Raw genomic sequence first — 18,669 nt, 5'->3', positions numbered from 1 at the left:
ATATCCTAGTCATGCTGCCGGACGAAGCCAGCGACGACCAGACCCGCCGAACGGGCGAAGCGTCCATGCAACACCTCGGCTTCGGAAAACGGCGGGATGGCCCGCCGAAACACCGCCGTCAGCGCGCCGCGTTCCACATCGACCCCGATCCGCATCCCGTCGAAGCCGAAGATCGTCTTGCTGGCGGGATACTGGCACTTGAACGCCGCTTCTTTCGCGACGAAGATCAGCCTCGCCCATCGCAACGGCTGCGCCTGACCGGCAATCCAGGCGCATTCCTCGCCGTCGCAGATCTCAGACAGCACATCGTCGGGCAGAGGCGCGTCCGGTTCCGCATCAAGGCCAAGACTCGCGACCATATCCAGTGAGGCGACAGCAGCCAGCGCGACGTTTTCGGCATGGGTGATACTGCCGATCATGCCCGACGGCCAGATAGGCGCGCGGTCGTCATCCATCGGTATCGCAGCCTCGGCAAGCCCTGCGGCGCGCATCGCCGCGCGGGCCGCGGCCCGGCCTGCCGCAAATTCAAGCCTGCGATGCGGCACGGCGTTTTCGACAGCGCGCAGTTCGTCCGGCCACGGCTGCGGCGCGGCACCGATTGTCACGGCCGCCGTCCCGACGCCGTGGGGAAAAAGCCCCGCGATGACGCGCGCCAGCCTGGTCATGGCCTAGCCCTGCCGCCGCCCGGCCCGCAGCGCGCGTCGATCCGACATCGCCTTGGCCCGTGCCGCTGCGCGATCTTCGGGGGTTCCCGCATCGCCCGAAGGCCCCGCGGCGGGTTCGGTGGCGCTATTCGCGGCCTCTCCCTCGCCCAGATGCCCGGCAAGCGCCTCAAGTGTCGGGAACTGGAAGATGTCGGTGATCGACAGCTTCACCCCGCCACCCAGCGCCTGCTTGATCTCTCGATGCGCCTGCACGGCCAGCAGCGAATGGCCGCCAAGCGCAAAGAAATTGTCCTTCGCGCCGATCTGCTGCCGGTTGAGGATGCGCGACCAGACCTGCGCGATCGTCGCCTGCACGCCGACCTCGGGCGCCACGTAAGCCTGGTTCACGGGCGCCGTGGCATCGGCCGGGGCGGGCAGTGCCTTGCGGTCCACCTTGCGGTTCGGCGTCAGCGGGAATTCCGGCAGTTTCACGACATGGGCGGGCACCATATGCGCCGGCAGGACATGCGCCAGATGATCCCTCAGCGCATCGGTCGCCAGCCAGCTGTCGCCGGTGACATAAGCGACCAGCCGCATGTCGCCGGGCTGGTCCTCGCGCGCCATGACCACCGCCTGACGGACACCGGCAAAACCTTCGGCGACAGCCTCGATTTCGCCCAACTCGATCCGGTAACCGCGCATCTTCACCTGATGATCGGCGCGTCCGAGGAACTCCAATCTTCCATCGGCCTTCCAGCGGACCAGATCGCCGGTCCGGTACATGCGGCCCGCGTGGAAAGGATTGGGCTTGAAACGCTCGTCAGTCAGATCATCGCGCTGCCAATAGCCGCGCGCCACCCCCGCGCCGCCGATCCACAATTCACCCGGCGCACCGACCGGCAGCGGCTGCATCGCCTCGTCCAGCACATAAACCTGGGTGTTGGCGATGGGCGTGCCGATGCTGGCAATCGGTTCGGCGGCGTCAGCAGTCGCGGTCGTGGACCAGATCGTCGTCTCGGTCGGGCCATACATGTTCTCGATACCCGCATGGCTAGCCTGGTTCAGATCGGCAACCAGTGACCCGGACAGTGCCTCGCCGCCGATCATCAGGTGCCGGACCCTGGCCAGCGCCGCGCGCGCGTCATCGTTCATCGCGATCATCCGCGCCATCGAGGGCGTGCATTGCAGATGGGACACTTCGTGACGTCGAATCTGCGCCGCGATCGAGAAGTCGTCATGCGCGGGGGCGGTGCCCGCATTTGCGCGCGCCAGCAATTCGGCCAGCGGCTTCAGACCTTCCAGAACCTGCTCGCGCGGGATGCCGTAGTCGATCAGCGCCGCGATCTCGGTCACGCCGATCTCTTTCAGCTGTTCGACGCGCGGCAGCAGCTCATCAATCGTGCCGAACAGGCCCGAATCCTCGAAATAGCGGTGGAACGCGAAGTCCAGAATGGCCTCATTCTCCTCATCGCTGAGGCTGCCGAGGTCGATCTGCATCGGGTTGTTGACGCCCTGCGGCTTCTTGAAGGCTGGAAAGGCCCAAGCATATTGCTTGACCAGCGCGGCGGCCGAGGCAAGGTAATCCTTCATCGGCTGGCGCGCGACCTCGCGCGCGGTCTCGCGATCCTTGGCCAGATAACTGTGCAACATCAGCGTGACGCGATACTTGGACGGATCGCGGCCGCTGTCGCGCAGCGCCTTGTGATAGATCTTGATCTTGTCGCCGACCTCTTCGATCGACTGGCCAAGCAGGTGGGTCAGCACATGGGCGCCCATCTCGCCGGCCTCTTTCCACGTCTGCGGATTGCCCGCCGTCGTCACCCAGATATTGATTTCGTCCGACACCGGACGCGGCTGGGTCAGGACATCGACCATCTTGCCACCCGCCATCGGGAAGGCGACCTTCTCGCCGCGCCACAGACGGCGCAGGATGTCGATGGACTTATACATCGCCGGCTTGTTTTCCGGCGGAGAGTTCTCGGGGCGCAGGACAAAGTCCTCGGGATGCCAGCCCGATGCGATGGCCAGCCCGGTCCGGCCATTGGTCAGGTTGTCGATCACCGCCCATTCCTCGGCGATGCGGATCGGATGATGCAGCGGCGCGACACAGGATCCGGCCCGAACCTCCAGATTGCGTGTCACGGCGGCAACCGCCGCGCCGGTCACCGACGGGTTCGGGTATGGGCCGCCGAAGGCGTGGAAATGGCGTTCCGGCGTCCAGACCGCGCAGAATCCGTGCTGGTCAGCAAACCTGGCGCCGTCCAGCAGCAATTGATATTTCTCGCGCCCGATGCCGTCGTCATTGCCCCAGTAGAACAGGCTGAAGTCCATCTTCTTGTCGCTGACCGATGCGCCGCCCGACACCAGCGCGCGTTCGGCATCGCCCATCAGCACGATCTGAAAACCGCGCGCCAGCGTCCAGAACAGTTCCAGCACCGAGATGTCGAAGGACAGCGACGTGACGGCCAGCCAGACGCCAGCCGGGTCGTGCTGGATGCGGTCATCCATCCCGGTGAAGAAATTCGCGACATTGCGATGTTCCAGCATCACGCCTTTCGGCCGGCCTGTCGAACCCGACGTATAGATCAGATAGGCCAGATCAGAGGTCGTCACGCCACTGTCCGGATTGCCTGTTTCCGCCTCGGGAAGCCGACTGTCCTGATCCAGCACCAGAAGCTGCGCGCCGTGCGAGGGCAGGTTCTGCGACAGCGCAGCCTCGGTCACGATCACCGGACAGCCGCTGTCCTCGATATACAGCGCGATCCGGTCGGCCGGATAAGCGGGGTCCAGCGGCACGTAGGCGCCCCCCGCCTTCATGATCGCCAAGGTACCGATCAGCAGGCTTTCGCTGCGTCCGGTATAGATACCGACCAGCGTGCCGGGCTTCACCCCCATCCCGCGCAGCACATGCGCCGCGCGGTTGGCGCGTTCGTTCAGTTCGGCATAGGTCAGGCTGCGGTTCTCGACCGTCAGCGCGACCGCGCCCGGCGCGCGCGCCACCTGGGCCTCGAACGCATGGTGGATGCAGATGTCGGGAAAGTCGGTCGCGGTGTCGTTCCAGCCATTCACCACCTGATCGCGTTCGGCATCGGGCATCGGAGCCACATCGCCCACGCGCCGGCCCTGCCCGATTGCCGCCGTCAAATGCGCCAGGCGCGCGGCAAGCAGGCGCGCCGACGCCGCGTCAATCCGCGAGGCATCGTAATGCAGGTGACCGTTCTCCGGCGCCACCGAGATCACGGTGCCCGGAACAGGCGATTCGCCCGCCGCCGCAACGCCGATCTGCGGGCGCTGCGGCGTGTCGATCGCCGGGTCGCGCAGAGGCAGATCCAGCGCGAAGGCGGGATACTGGCGCGCTCGCTCCAGCGCCGCACTCATCCGTTGGCGCAGATCGTCGGTCGTGATTTCGGGATCGGCATGGGCGCGCAGCGGCACCCAGTCAGACAGATATCCGGGCGCCCGCGGCGCGGCCGGATCGTGCAGGGCCAAATCGACCGCTTCGCCGCCCGACAGCGTCGTCGCCAGCATGGCCGTCGCCGCCAGAAGATCGCCGGCGCTGCCCTCGACCGGCAGGGACTGCCAATCCGCCTTGCCGTCCGCCCCGTTCGCCAAGGGAACAGCCGCCGCCGCAAGGGATTTCAGCGCCTTTCGCCAGTATCCCTCTCCGGCAACGACCGCCGCCATCGCCTGTGTCAGGCTCGACATATCGCCAGAGGTTGCCAGAACCTTGCCTTGCAGGCGGGCCGGATCGAACTCGGCCCCGTCCAGCGCGGTCAGACCGTTCAGTCGCAACGCGCCATCGGCGAACATCACCGTCGCGCCCTGCGCGCAGGCTGCGATAACGGTACCCGGCGCGCCATAGCCTTCGGCCGACTCGACATGCGCGACGGCAATCACCCGGCCCTCGTCCTCGAACTTGGCCAGGGCAAGCGGGTTGGCATAGTCGCCGTGATCCAACCCCCGGATCAGCCGCGACGCCGCCTCGCGCGATCCGCTGAAATCCAGCCGGGCCGCAGCTTCAGGCCTGTCTGCGCGGGCGTGATAGCCGCGCTGCGACAGATCCTGTTTCTGCCGGTTCAGACCGTTTTCGACCTGCCCGATCACCGCGCCAAAACTTTCGATGGCGGCCTCGAACGCGCGGGTATTCAGTGTTAGCGTGGTATCGTCGGGGGCGATGTCGAACAGCCGCTGTTCAAGGATGTCACCCTCGTCGATATCCCCCTCGATCAGGTGCCAGGTTATGCCATGCTGCGTGTCGCCCTGAAGGATCGCCCAGGCGGGGGTGTTCAGCCCGGCCCGGCGCGGCAGCGGGCCGTCGTGAAAATTGATCGCGCCCTTGGCCGCGCGGGTCAGCAGCGCATCCGGCACCAGCGACAGGTTGGCGACGCTGAACAGCCAGTCATACTTCAGGTCGCCTGGCTCGCGGGTGTCCGCCTGGGCCGCCACGCGAATGCCCTGCGCCTCGGCCCAGTCGCGGATGGCCGGGTCGCGGGTCAGGATTGCGCTGACCGAATGCCCGCGGTCGCGCCACTGGGTGGCGCACTGGATCAGCAAGGATTCGTTGCCGATGAAAAGGGCTGATTGCGTCATGTCGTCCTCTCGGTGACGGAAGCTTCGTCAGGATGATGGACGGCGGGCCGGATACCCGTCGTCAGCGCGCGTATGTCGTGGGCCAGCAGGTCGCGCATGAAGCGCTGACCGCCCGTGCGGCGGGAACTGCCAAGCGCGACCCGCAGCCGGTTGATCATCAACCCGGCGGTCTGCGCCAGCGTCGCAGCGATTGCCGTCCCCAACCCGTGATTCTTGCGGAAATAGCGCCAGCGGCTGTCGAACCAGTAGCCGGGCGTGCGCCCCCATTCCTTCATTCCCGTCGAGACCGACCCGATATGAGCGACGCGGCTGGCAGGCACGTAATCGGTGTGCCACCCTGCCCGTGCGGCACGCAGACACAGATCGGTTTCCTCGAAATACAGGAAATATTCCTCGTCGAACGCACCGACCCGGTCCAGCATGTCCTGCCGCATCATCAGGCTGGCGCCCGCGACCCAATCCATCCGCGTGGTCCCATCGGGAATCGGTTGAGGGATGATCGCGTGACGCAGGATCCGGCTGATCGGCCCGGTCTGCGCGCCCCCCTCGAACTCGGACGCCACCGAGGGAAATCGGAAACAGGTCACATGCGGCGCGTCGTCTGTGCCGTGGATATAGCTGCCCGCCATTCCCGTTTCGGGATGTGACTGCATGTGATCCAGCAACACGCGGATCGCGTCCTTCGCCGGAAAGGCGTCCGAATTCAGAAGGTAGACATGGTCCGGTCGCGCGCCGTCCTGCAGTCCGGCGCGGATCCCCACATTGTTGCCCGCACCGAAGCCGCCGTTGTGGCCCGACTGGATGACCCGGACGCGAGCCCAACCGCGATCAGCGACCGCCGCTCGCAGCCGCTCCTCCGAGCCGTCGCCGCTGTCGTTGTCGACGATCACGATGCCGCCCTCGATCCCCTCCATCGCCAGGATCGCCGCCTCGGCCGAACGGAGAGTCATATCGGGCGTGCGCCAGTTCAGAATGACAGTTAGAACGCTGGCCATGATCTACTCCGCCGCCTGCGCCAGGCGTGGCGCGATCCCGGCCTCGGCCTCGGCAATCACCTCGCGCATGCGTGCCGCCATCACCCGAACATTGGGTTCCAAGACCATGCTGTCGTGATCGCCCGGAACCTCGATTACCTGCAATTCCGGCGCGAAGCGGGTCAGGTCATTGTCGGGGAAGACATATTCCTTGGCCGCGCTGACCCAGCGCCCGCCCGAAACCTGCCAGTGCAGGTCCAGCGGCGGACGGAACAGCACCACGCGACCGTCGCGCCGCTGCATGTCGTAATTCGGCAGCGCGGCACGGAATGCCGCCTCGATGGCGGTGTTGTGGAACTGGTTCTCGGCCTCGGGTGCAGCATTCGCACGTTCCGCCTGCTGCCGCTTCCAGTCGGCGCGCGCTTTCATCCATTCAGCCAGATAGCCCGGCCCCTTGCGGCGCAGTTCGGCCAGCTTGATCAGCGCCTTGTCCTGACGGCTCAGCCACGGGCGCATCGGCAGTGGTGTATCCAACAGCACCGTCAACGCGACCTCCTCACCCTCGGCCTCAAGCTGACGGGCCATTTCCCACGCGATCAGCCCACCGCCCGAGAACCCGCCAAGAAGATAGGGGCCTTCAGCTTGAATCTGCTTCAATTCTGAAACATAATCCCTTGCTGCATCTACGAAATTATCGTGCGGCTTATCTTCGCCGAACAACCCCCGCGCCTGCAGCCCGTAGAACGGCCGGTCGCCACCCAGAAGCTGTGCCAGATGCCGAAGGTTCAGCACATTGCCGAACATGCCGGCGACAAGGAAGAATGGCCGCTTTGGCCCACCCTCGCCCTGATGCATCGGCACCAGATGCGTAAAGCGGCGCGACGGCGCCTTCTTCGGCGCATCGGTCGTCTCGCCGTCCTGAGGTCCGATCCGATCCTCGATCATCGCGGCACAGGCTGCAATCGTCGGCGCCTCGAATAGGACAGAGATCGGAAAATCAACGGAATAGGTCTTGCGGATCATCGCAAACAGCCGGACGGCGATCAGAGAATGCCCCCCCAGATCGAAGAAACTATCCTCGACCCCGACCTGTCCGACGCCCAACAGTTCCTGCCAGAATCCGACCAGGGTGCGCTCGATGCCGTTGCGCGGCTCGACATAGTCGCTGTCAAGCTGTGGGCGCTCAAAGCCCTGACGTTCCTCGATTTCCTCGGCGCCCTGACCGGCCTGTTCGATCAGCTGCGGCAATGGCATCGAAGAGACCACAACTTGCGCCTTGCCGGTCGCAAGCGCCCGGACAAAACCTTCGGCGCCTTCCTGCGGACGAATGCCCTGGGACAGGTTGTGCTGCAGACGTTCCTCGGCTTGGGATAGCTTCCGATCAGACTGACGCTGATCGGGAAAGATCACATCCCGCTTTCCGCTGGAGGCAGAGAAATCAAAAGCACCCTCAAGGCGATGGATCGTAAAGCCGGAAATCTCGATCAGAACCTTGCCGTCGGGATCCGTCAGCGTGACATCGAAGCGCGCGAACGGATTGCCGCTGCGATTGTCGCCTGCATTGCGCACCCAACTGCGAATTTCGGCCGTCAGCAGCGCATGCACCCGAACCGAGCCATAGCTGACCGGCACCCAAAGATGGTTCGCCTGATACCCCTCGATCAGACCCATGGCCCAACCGGTCGCCAGATCCATCAGCGCCGGATGGATCGGATAGCCCTGAGCAGGCTCGGCCCTGTACGCGTCGGGCAGCGCCAGTTCAGCCAGGCCCTCGCCCTCGCCATAGGCGCGGCGACGCAGAACCCGCCAGCGCGGCCCAAAGCGCAGATGTGCCTCTTGCGGGCTGACAAGACCCCTAGGATCAACCTCGACATCACCTGAACAACGCGCTGAAATTTCTTTTAGATCAATTTCTTGTGCGGATTCAATGCCAAAGCCGATCTGGGCCTGTGCGTTCAGCTCGTATCCCTCGCGTCCGTCCGAGATGGCATCGCTGCGGATCTGGACCGCGTAGCCTTCGTCATTGCGGGCCAGCGACAGGCGCATCCTGCGGGTCGCGCCATCATCGACCGCCAGCGGACGAAAGAAATACAGATCGCGGATCTCGAACCCGCCCTGCTCGCCATTGGCACGCAGCGCCTCGGCGATCAGGTCCAGATATCCCGTGCCGGGAACCAGCGCCTGTCCGTCCCTGGTCCGGTGACCGTCCAGAAGCCATTGCCGGGTCGTGAACTCGGCCGTGAAGATCCGGGTGCCATCGGCGTCGAACGTCGCCTTATCCAGCAGCGGCGTGCCAGCCTCTGTCACAGGCGCGGGCTCTGGTTCGGCCAGCGCCTCGGCAGCCATGCCGACGCCCGACCATATACCCCAGTTGATCGCCGTCACGGTGGTCTTCCCGCCAGCGCGCGACTTTGCCCAGGCATTCAGGAACTCGTTCGCAGCGACATAGTCGATCTGCCCGATCGGGGCGATGGCCGTCGATGTCGAACTGAACACCACGATCCGCCCGACCGAACCGTCGGGAAAGACTTTGTCCAGCACCTCGGTGCCGTGGACCTTGGGTGCGAAGACATTTTCCACGCTGCCTGGCGTCTTGGCAAGGATCGGCGCGTCATCCACGACGCCAGCGCCATGGATCACGGCGTCGATGCGCCCGAAACGCCTGACCGTCTCGTCGCGCGCGGACTGCATGTCCTGAAGATTGCAGACATCGGCGGTCAGGCAAATCACCTCGGCCCCGGCGCTCTCCAGCGCCTGAACACCGCGAATTCGCGTCGCGATGACGTCGTTCGGTGCGGCGCTGCGCAGGATGCGGTCCCACTGGTCGCGATCGGGCAGCGCGCGGCGCCCGACCAACGCGATCCTTGCGCCACGGTCGGACGCAAGCCGTTCGGCCACGGTCAAACCGATCCCGCCATAACCGCCGGTCAGCATCACCACCGCACCCTGCGGCAGGTCGCCGGCAGCCTCGGCCAGTTTCAGATGCCGCCAGCCCATCTCATAGCGTCGGTCGCCGCGCAGCGCGGCCGACAGATTCGCGGGATCGGCAAGCATTTCTTCCAGCACATGATCCGTCAGCGAATCCCATTCTGCATCGTTGCGGCGCCCCTCGGGCAGCGTCAGATCCAGGGCCGAGCAGGTGACGCCCGGCAATTCGCGCGGCATGACCCGCAGCGGCCCGGCGACCGTCGCCTTCTCGGGATAGGGCAATGTCTCGCCGCGCACCTGCACGGCACCGTTCGTCACGGCCAGCAGATGGATTGGACGTGGCAGGTTTTCCTCGGCGATCGCCTGAGCCAGGAACATCAGGCTGTAGAACCCCTGCTCCTGATTGCGATGGAAGAAACTTGATCCCGGACGGAACCTCTCGCCCGCCGTGACAAGCCAGAAATGCGCGATCCGCTGGGGCGCCAGCCCCGCCGCGACCAGATCGTGGATCAGGCGGTCGTAATCCTCGCGCCCGCGTTCGGGCGAGATCGTGTAGGCGTCTTCTCCGGCGCTGGCGTAGACATCGCCCGCACGAACCTCGATGACCTTCTGACCGGCGTCGCGAAGCCGTCGTATGGCGCGTCCGGCCAGCCCGGCTTCGTCCGCGAAGACCAGCCATGTGCGCTGTGGCGCCTGATCCAGTTCGTCAGCCTCGATCTCGGTCTCGGCGGCACGAGGGCGCCAATGCGGCTGCCAGCCCCAGTTCTCGATCCCCTCGACCCGCTGGATCATCTCTTCCTCGACCGGGGCCCCCGCGCGGCCCGGCTCGATGAAATAGCTGGCGCGCTGGAACGGATAGGTCGGCAGCGGCACACGAACGCGCCGCGCCTCGCCCCAGATCGGGGTCCAGTCGACCTTGACCCCCAGCGCCCAAAGGCGGCCGACGGTCGCGATGAAGAATTCATCGTCGGGGACATCCTGCTGCGGATGACGCAAGGCGGGGACGACCTGATTGGCCGGAACGCCATTGGCCTGCGCCAGCGAGGACAGGGCGCGCCCCGGCCCCATCTCGACATAGACACGGCATTTGCGATCCATCAGGTGCGAAATGCCATCGGCGAAATTGACCGTGTTGCGAAGATGGGCGACCCAGTAATCGGGGCTGGTCGCTTCGGCGTCGGTCAACGGCTTGCCGGTCCGGTTCGAGATCACCGGAAGCCGCGGGGCGGACAGCGTGATCGCCCGCAGATAGTCGCCGAACCGCATCAGGATCGGTTCCAGCATTCGGCTGTGGGCGGCGATGTCGATCTGGATACGCTGCGCCTCGATCTCGTCCGTCACCAGCCGCGCTTCCAGCGCGTCCAACGCGGCTTGTGGGCCCGAAACAACGCAAAGATCGGGCGCGTTGACCGACGCCATGTCCAGATCGTCGGCCCAATAGGCCTGGAGCCCGTCCCGCGACAGCGGCACCGACAGCATCCCGCCGGGTGCGATCGTGTCGAACAACTGGCCGCGTAGATGCACCAGCCCGATGCAATCCTCGAACGACATCACGCCAGCCAGGCAGGCGGCCGTATTTTCGCCCATCGAGTGCCCAATCAACGCGGCGGGCTGAACGCCCCAATCCATCCACAGCTGCGCCAGCGCGTATTCGGTAATCATGATCAGGGGCAACTGGACCGAAGGGGTCTTCAGCCGTTCGGTCGCCGCCTCGGCGTCATCGGCCTGTGGCAACCACAGCGCCCGCAAATCAAAGTCCAGTTTCGGCGCCAGATGATCCAGCCCCTTGTCCATCCATTCGCGGAAGACCGGTTCGGTCTCGTAGAGATCGCGCGCCATGCCTGCGAACTGTGCACCGCCGCCGGGAAACATGAACACCGTCTCGGGCTGTTCGGGCAGTTCCTGATGGGTGAAGACCTTGCGTGGATCGGCTTCTTCCAGCTTTTCGGCAGCCTCGGCATGGCTGCCCGCAACCAGGACGCGGCGATGTTCAAAGGCGCGACGGCCCTGCTTCAGCGTCCAGGCCACATCGGCCAGATCCTGTTCGGGATGGGCGCGCAGATGCGCGGCCAGATTCCTGCTGGCCTGATCAAGGGCCGATTTGCTGCGGGCAGACAGGACCAGCAGCTGGAATGGCCAGTCGCTGTCCTCGGACGCGGCGCGCTGTGGGGCCTCTTCCACGACGGCATGGGCATTGGTGCCCCCGACGCCAAGGCTGTTGACCCCCGCGCGACGCGGCGCGCCGTTCAGGCGCGGGAAATCGTTCAGCGTCGCGTTGACCCTGAACGGGGAATTCTCGAAATCGATGGCGGGGTTGGGTGCCTCGTATCCCAGCGAGGGCGGGATCTGGCCGTGATGCAGTGCCATGCTGACCTTGATCAGGCTGGCGACACCCGCCGCCGTATCGGTATGCCCGATATTGGTCTTGACGCTGCCGATGCCGCAGAAGCCGCGCTGCTGCGTAGTTTCCTCGAAGGCCTGGGTCAACGCCGCGACCTCGATCGGGTCGCCCAGATAGGTGCCGGTGCCATGGCATTCGACATATCCGATCGTGTCGGCGGTCACGCCGGCGATGCCGTGCGCCTCGGCAATCGCACGCGACTGACCCTCGACCGACGGGGCAAGATAGCCGGCCTTGGCCGCACCGTCGTTGTTGATGGCGGTGCCGCGCACCACGGCCCAGATATGATCGCCATCTGCAATCGCATCCTCAAGCCGGCGCAGCACCACGCAGCCCGCACCCGATCCGAACACCGTGCCTTGCGCGCGATGGTCAAAGGCGTGGCAATGCCCATCCGGGGACAGGATCTCGCCCTCTTCGAACAGATAGCCACGCGCATGCGGCAATTCGATGGTCACGCCACCGGCCAGCGCCATGTCGCATTCACCATTCAGCAGCGACTGCGCCGCCTGATGGACCGCGACCAGGGATGTGGAACAGGCCGTCTGGATCGACAGGCTGGGCCCTTTCAGATCGAAGATGTGGCTGACGCGCGTGGACAGGAAATCCTTGTCGTTCCCCGTGTGGCGCAACAGGAACATGCCGGTGTTCCTGACCAGATCCGGGTTCGAGCAGACATTGAAATAGAAATAGCTGCCCATCCCGCACCCGGCATAAACGCCGATCGGACCGTCAAAGCCCTCGGGCGTGTGACCGGCATTCTCCAGCGCCTCCCAAGCGCACTCCAGGAACTGGCGATGCTGGGGGTCCATGATCGCGGCTTCCTTGGGCGACAGGCCAAAGAACTCGGCATCGAACTTTTCGAAATCCTGCAGCACCGACGCCGACGGGACATAGTTCTTCTGCCGCATCCGGGCCGGACTTTCACCGTTCGCGGTCAACTCTTCGACCGTCAGATGACGGATGGATTCGATGCCATCGCGCAGATTGGTCCAGTATGTCGCCACGTCCGGCGCCCCCGGCAGGTGTGCCGACATGCCCACAATCGCAATTGCACCTTCGGGAACGTCCACAGAGCTATTCCGGCCAGTCATCACACCGTCCATTTCGTCACTTTTTCCTGTGATCCGGCAGCGGTCGAAAATCGAATCGACACCCGCCGTTCAAATACTGATGCATGTTTTGCAGCATGACCGCGCATAATAAAACGCGGCATCTTTGCCAGATACCGGGATCCCGGGGCAGAATACGCCCTTGCCATCATGATTTTGCACCAATTCAACATTCACACACAGACATAACAGCTAAAACGCAAACCGCCGCGATTGAACCTGCCGCTTTGGACAGGTTCCGGGATTGGCGGCCCTTCCCGCCTGGCACCTTAGCACGAAAGCCGGGTCAAGCCGACAGGAAGCCCTGCCGACGGTTAACGCGGCCTGGGCGACCCTGTTCACAGCAGGGTACGCGGACCCGCCGCAGGCCGCCCGACCAGTCCCGCAAAGGATTGTCGTGCCGCCGGATTGGGGATCGCGACTTGCTGATCGGACTGATCCTCGGCACCGCGGCGCAGGCTTTCAAGGCAGCCCAGCATCGCACCCGAAAACAGCCAGGTCACCGGTGAGATGGTCGCGTTGGGCAACAGGTCAATCAGATTCACCGCCAGCACGACCGCGAACCCCGCGGCAAAGACCGGAACCTCACGACCGATGGCGCGATAGGCCGATCCAAGCATGAAGATCGGCAGGGCCAACAGGCCGAACTGGGCAATGAACCCGGTGAACCCCGAATAGCCCATCGCGATTACCCAGAGCCCGTCAGTGGTCGAGATCGTCTCGCCCGTGGCGGGATCGTGGATGAAGCTGCGTTCCCACCCGCCCCAGCCAAACAGCGGCCGTTCCATCGCCCGCGCCAGCAAGGCATCCTCGTTGTCAAAGCGGAACTGCAGCGATTGCGCACGCTCGACCGACGCACGGCTCGCCAGTTCCAGCAACTGGTCAGTCGGAAAGACATCCAGCGTCCTGACCACCGGATAGCTGAGCACAAGTACACCAAGCAGCATGGCCACCTGCGCAATCCGCCGCCCGTCGAGAAACATCAGGACGGGGATCAGCAGTGCGGCATACAACAGTGCCGCAAGGCTTTTGCTGAGGACAAGCACCACCATCAGATAGGCAGCGGCACCGTACCAGCGGGATCGCCGTTCGGGCGGCGCGTCGCGACCAATCACGACCGCCAGCATCGCCGACATCGCGGTCAGAACCGCGATCCACAAGCCGTGTTCCAGAAACACGATCGGTCTGAAACCGCCCTGCCGCATCATCTGCGCGAAATCGTGCTGGAAGAAACCATAGATGCGGATATGCAGCTGAGGCGACATCCGCACCTCGTAAAGCATCGGCAGCGAATACCACAGGAACGCGATAACCAACGCGTAGGCCAGTTGCCGCAGCGCCGCAGAATCACGCAGGAATTCGCGGCCCAGCGACCAGGTGAACAGGAATCCAAGCTGCCCCACGGCCATCGACGCGGCATCATAGAGGCGCAGTCCAGGCAGCGTTCTGCCACTCAGGTGGATCGGGTCGCCGTTGGTCAGGACGGTCAGGAACGGTCCGGCCAGAAGAAATCCGACGAATACCCGTCCCGCGGTACTTTGCGGGAACAGCGGGATCATCCGGCCCAGCATGAAGCTGGCGTAGATATAGCCGAAGAGAGAGGGAATCGTCTGCTTGCCAAGCCCCGGCAGCCCCGGCAGATCCAGCGACATCGCGGCCGGCAACAGCATATAGCCCGCAAGAATCGACCAGATCACGGCCGACCGCACCGGCATCCGCAGATACATGATCAGCGTGACAAACGGCCAGCTGGTCATCATCAGAATGGCAAGACTGTTGGGCATATCGCTGTGTGTCGTAACCGGGCAAACTCTGTAACCCGGCACAAATAGCACAAGCCGTGACCGATACAAAGCGTCGCCAATTGCCTCTCGCCGTCAAAACTGCCAGATAACCTGTAGAAAGCGACAGGTTTTCGACGCTGCAGCGCCATCGGACGGTCTGGACAATGAATTTCTGCTATGGCGACCACACCATTCGCGTGAACATGCCGGACCAGACGGCACTGATGGCCGAGGTCACACGCCGTTTCCGCGAAAATGAAGGTTTCGCGCTTGCGACGGTGAACCTTGACCATCTGGTGAAGCTGCGCCTGGAGCCGTCGTTCCGTCACGCCTATGCCGCCCAGGATCTGGTGGTCGCCGACGGGAATCCGATCGTCTGGCTGTCGCGCCTGGCGGGCCGACCGGTGTCGCTGGTGCCCGGATCCGATCTGGTTCTTCCCCTGTCCCGGCTTGCCGCTGCCGAGGATGTGCCAATCGCACTGCTTGGCACGACCGAGGCTGCGTTGGAGGCGGCCGCGCAGCATATCGGTCGCGAAATTCCGGGCGCGCGCATCGTGGCGCGAATTGCGCCCCCGATGGGGTTCGATCCCGACTCACAGGTCGCCGACGACATCCTGCAGCGGGTCGCAGACAGTGGCGCCCGGCTTTGTTTCGTGGCGCTGGGGGCACCCAAGCAGGAACGACTTGCCGCGCGTGGCCGGCAGGCTCAGCCACGGATCGGATTTGCTTCGGTCGGAGCGGGACTGGATTTTCTGGCGGGAAACCAGCAACGCGCGCCCACGTGGGTGCGCAGGATCGCGATGGAATGGGTCTGGCGGATGCTGTCCGCCCCGCGCCGCCTTGTTCCGCGCTATGCGAAATGCGCGGCGATCCTTCCGGTCGAGGCCGTCCGGGCGATTCGCCAGAGGCCACAAAGCTAGACGCTATTTGTACTCGATCAGGCCGCCACGCCGTCCGCGGACACGGTTCAGCCAATAGGACAGGATGCCCTGCGCCTCGGCGAATTTTCCCAGCACCATGAAGGTCGCGGCTTCCCACGAGGCGCGGGCAGAGATGCCGCGCCGCGCGGCCAGTCGCAGGATCTGCGCCGGATAGGCCAGAAGCAGCAGCAGTGCGAGTCCCGGCGACAGCGCGAAGATGATCAGGATCAGCAACGGCAGCGCAGCACCCCACAGGATCGCCCGTCGCGTTTCCGCAACCCAGTGGCGCTCATCTGATCCACCATGCAGCGCGGCCCCTTCCGCAAAGGCATGCCCGGCGCGGCGCGTCCTGCGCCACCATTGGGAAAACCTGGTCATCGCCGCGTCGTGCAGCGTCATCTCGGCATCCAGACGCCGGATCGTTCCACCGGCCTTGCGAAGCCGCAGGCACAATTCGGGCTCTTCCCCGGCGATCAGGTCTTCGCGATACCCTCCGACCTGCTGCAGCGCCGTTCGGCGCATCAATGCATCGCCGCCGCATGCCAGCGCGTCCCCCACCGGCGTATCCCATTCATCGTCACACAACCTGTTGAAGACCGATCCCTGCGGATGACGTTCGCGCCTGCGGCCGCAGACAACAACGGTCTGGGGGTGATCGTGCAGATAGGCCTGCGCCAGCGGCAGCCAGTCGGGTTGCAGCACGCAATCACCGTCGATGAAATGCACGTAATCCGGCGGTGTTTCCTGCTCCAGAAGCGCGGCAAACCCTGCATTTCTTGCCCGTGCGGCCGTGAAGGGCCGGGTCATGTCCAGCGCGACGACCAGGGCACCAGCCGCCTCGGCCGCAACAACGCTGCCATCGGTCGAACCGCTGTCCACATAGACAATCCTGCGGACGCCCGCGCGCCGCAGAGAGGCCAGGCATTCGACCAGCCGCGATCCTTCATTGCGGCCTATCGCGACGGCATCCACCACGCCATTCTCGTCCTGAGCTTGTTTCCTGTCCATCAACCGCCTACCTTGCAGACATCCGGATAAAACCACCAGACTTGTTCTATTGTATAAATTGATTCCGACAATGCATCTGTTAGGCAGGCCATGTATCGGCCAGACTAATTTGCATGGTCACGATTGGGTTGTGAGTAATGAGCTCTGAGACGCCGCAACAAGCGCATGACAAGGCGCCTGCGATTGCGCAGGCGCCTGTGAAGGTTGCACGACTGCGCCTCGATCGCAGCGGCAGCCAGAACAATATCGGCCTGACAGCCTTGGACAGTGCGCCGGCCTGGACCGGATTGCGCGCCTTGAACTCGGATCCCGCGACGATGCGTCGTCACAGGCTGTATGCGGAAAGCAGCGACAACGACATCACCCGCCGATTCGACCTGCTGCGCACGCTGATGGCGGACACGATCGAGGAACACGGGATCTTGCGCCTTGGCGTCACCGCGCCAACGCGTGGCTCGGGCACTTCCTTCATTGCTGCGAACTTGGCGTTGGCAATGGCGCGGCGCCCCAGTTCCCGCGTTGTGCTTGCCGACATGAACCTGCGGCGTCCCGGTCTTGCGCGGATGTTCGGCGCGAACCCTCCCGCCCCATTGTCGGACGTCCTGACCGGCGGGGCGCCGGTGTCGGGCCATCTGCGACTGTTCGGCAATAATCTGGCGCTGCTTCTGAATTCGAAAAACGTCGAAAGCAGCGCCGAGATGTTGCAAGAGCCGGCCACCGCACATGCGTTGCGCGAGATGCGCCAGCAGTTTCTGCCGACATTGGAAATCTATGACCTGCCACCGGTCCTGGGTCGCGACGACCTGTTGTCCTTCCTGCCCCAGTTGGATGGGGTCGTGCTGGTGGCGGACGGCACACGGAACACCAGCCAGCAGGTCCGCGAGGCCGAGGATCTGTTGACCGGCCGTACCCGGCTGGTCGCGGTCGTGCTGAACCGGGGCGAAGTCAGACGATCGGTCTTCGAGATCATTCAGGGCATTCGCGACCGATTTTTCGGCGGTCGAGACAAGGAACAAGTGTAATGGGTAGTCTGGGTTCAATCGGCGATATCGTATCCATGCTGTGGCGGCGCCGCTGGATCATGGGCACCACCATACTGGCCGGTGCTGCGGTCAGCTATCAGGTGGCGATCAGTCAACCCCACAGCTATCAAGCGTCAGCGATCCTGCAGATCGAGACACCTAGATCCCTGTCCGAGGGGCCGCGTGCCGGCACCGGCGGCGGCATTCCTGCCGGTTACTGGCTTCAGCTGGTTCAGGCGCGACTGATGGTTCGGGAAAACATCCAGACGCTGATCGACAAGTTCGATCTGTTTTCCGACACGCCGCAGATGACAGAGGCGATCCAGGTCGAAGCCGTGCGCCGCGCTTTCCGGATCGAACCGATCACCAGCGGCCAATATTACGGCAACAGCGATCAGTGGCCCGGCGTCCTTCGCGTGACCGCAACCATGTCCACGCCGGAACTGGCCGCCGATATGGCGAACGAAATGGCGCGCAGTGTTCTTGACCTGAATGCCAATACCCAGACCGAGCGGACCTTGGAAACGTTGCAATTCTATAGCCGTGAAGAGGCTCGAATCGCGGCGCAGATCAATGCTGTCGAGGATGAGATGGCGTCGTTCCGCAACGAGCATCTGGACGTTCTGCCGACCACCGTTCTGGACAATCGTCCCGACGAGATGCGAACGATCGATGGCGAACTGAACGAGATATCCGGTGAACTGCTGGAGACGCGCAGCGCCTACGAAGAGCTTGTCTCTCGCGGCACGCTGAGCACGATCGAACAGCGTCAGGCGCGAGAGATCGAAAGCCGGATCCAGGTTCTGAGCACGCGCGAGCAACAACTGCAGGATCGGATGACAGAGATCCGTGCTTCGGGTCGGCGCAGCGTCAATGCCGAGGCCCAGATGCAGGCGTTCGAACGCCGCCTTGTCAATCTGCGTGAACAGCAGGCCGAAATGAGCGCGCGCCGCGCTGCAGCCGAAACCGCGCAGCGCCTGAATGTCGAACAGGAAGGCGAACAGTTCATCCTGCTGGAACAGGCTGTCCAGCCCGACTATCCACTTTCCTCGGGCCGCAAGAAGATCATGGTTTTCGGCCTGGCCGGATCAATGATGCTGGCATTGGCCATCGCGGTTCTACTGGAGATGCTGAAACCGGTACTGAGATCTGCCGGACAGATGGAGCGTGGGACAGGCCTGCGCCCGGTGGTGACGATCCCCGAAATCCGCGAGAAGCGCAGCGGCTGAGTGCCTCTGCTCGGCCGCGTCCGCGCAACTGCTATGTGCTGACGATCCGCCTGCGCG

General features: G+C 64.2%; 9 protein-coding genes. 3 read left to right on the top strand and 6 right to left on the bottom strand.

The window, feature by feature from the left end:
- Window positions 1-5 precede the first annotated feature (5 nt).
- The 5 genes from MU516_RS03570 to MU516_RS03550 form a co-directional block, all read right to left on the bottom strand.
- Window positions 6-665 carry a 4'-phosphopantetheinyl transferase family protein gene (locus MU516_RS03570; protein WP_260275826.1) on the bottom strand — a complete coding sequence of 220 codons (660 nt, stop codon included), beginning with the start codon at window positions 663-665 and terminating at the stop codon, window positions 6-8.
- A gap of 3 nt (window positions 666-668) precedes the next feature.
- On the bottom strand, window positions 669-5,234 hold the full coding sequence (locus MU516_RS03565) for a MupA/Atu3671 family FMN-dependent luciferase-like monooxygenase (RefSeq protein WP_260275825.1): 4,566 nt from the start codon (window positions 5,232-5,234) through the stop codon (window positions 669-671).
- A complete protein-coding gene (locus MU516_RS03560; protein WP_260275824.1) occupies window positions 5,231-6,229 on the bottom strand; it encodes a glycosyltransferase family 2 protein in 999 nt (332 codons plus the stop codon). Before MU516_RS03560 ends, MU516_RS03565 begins: the two co-directional genes overlap by 4 nt.
- 3 nt (window positions 6,230-6,232) lie before the next feature.
- On the bottom strand, window positions 6,233-12,631 hold the full coding sequence (locus MU516_RS03555) for a type I polyketide synthase (protein WP_260275823.1): 6,399 nt from the start codon (window positions 12,629-12,631) through the stop codon (window positions 6,233-6,235).
- Between the two features lie 356 nt (window positions 12,632-12,987).
- On the bottom strand, window positions 12,988-14,433 hold the full coding sequence (locus MU516_RS03550; RefSeq protein ID WP_260275822.1) for a hypothetical protein: 1,446 nt from the start codon (window positions 14,431-14,433) through the stop codon (window positions 12,988-12,990).
- A 164-nt stretch (window positions 14,434-14,597) separates the two neighbouring features.
- Here MU516_RS03550 and MU516_RS03545 point away from each other — a divergent pair, with 164 nt between their 5' ends.
- Window positions 14,598-15,353 carry a WecB/TagA/CpsF family glycosyltransferase gene (locus MU516_RS03545; RefSeq protein WP_260275821.1) on the top strand — a complete coding sequence of 252 codons (756 nt, stop codon included), beginning with the start codon at window positions 14,598-14,600 and terminating at the stop codon, window positions 15,351-15,353.
- A 3-nt stretch (window positions 15,354-15,356) separates the two neighbouring features.
- Here MU516_RS03545 and MU516_RS03540 read toward each other — a convergent pair whose 3' ends face one another.
- Window positions 15,357-16,361 carry a glycosyltransferase family 2 protein gene (locus MU516_RS03540; RefSeq protein ID WP_260275820.1) on the bottom strand — a complete coding sequence of 335 codons (1,005 nt, stop codon included), beginning with the start codon at window positions 16,359-16,361 and terminating at the stop codon, window positions 15,357-15,359.
- Between the two features lie 197 nt (window positions 16,362-16,558).
- Here MU516_RS03540 and MU516_RS03535 point away from each other — a divergent pair, with 197 nt between their 5' ends.
- Both MU516_RS03535 and MU516_RS03530 read left to right on the top strand, forming a co-directional pair.
- Window positions 16,559-17,383: a P-loop NTPase family protein gene (locus MU516_RS03535; RefSeq protein ID WP_260275819.1), complete on the top strand. Its 825-nt coding sequence runs from the start codon at window positions 16,559-16,561 to the stop codon at window positions 17,381-17,383.
- Complete coding sequence (locus MU516_RS03530; protein ID WP_260275818.1) at window positions 17,383-18,612, top strand: GumC family protein; 1,230 nt, start codon at window positions 17,383-17,385, stop codon at window positions 18,610-18,612. Before MU516_RS03535 ends, MU516_RS03530 begins: the two co-directional genes overlap by 1 nt.
- The last annotated feature ends 57 nt before the right edge of the window (window positions 18,613-18,669 follow it).

The sequence above is a fragment of the Paracoccus maritimus genome (assembly GCF_025195095.1).
GTDB lineage: Bacteria > Pseudomonadota > Alphaproteobacteria > Rhodobacterales > Rhodobacteraceae > Paracoccus > Paracoccus maritimus.
This window is presented reverse-complemented; position numbering and strand designations above follow the sequence as displayed.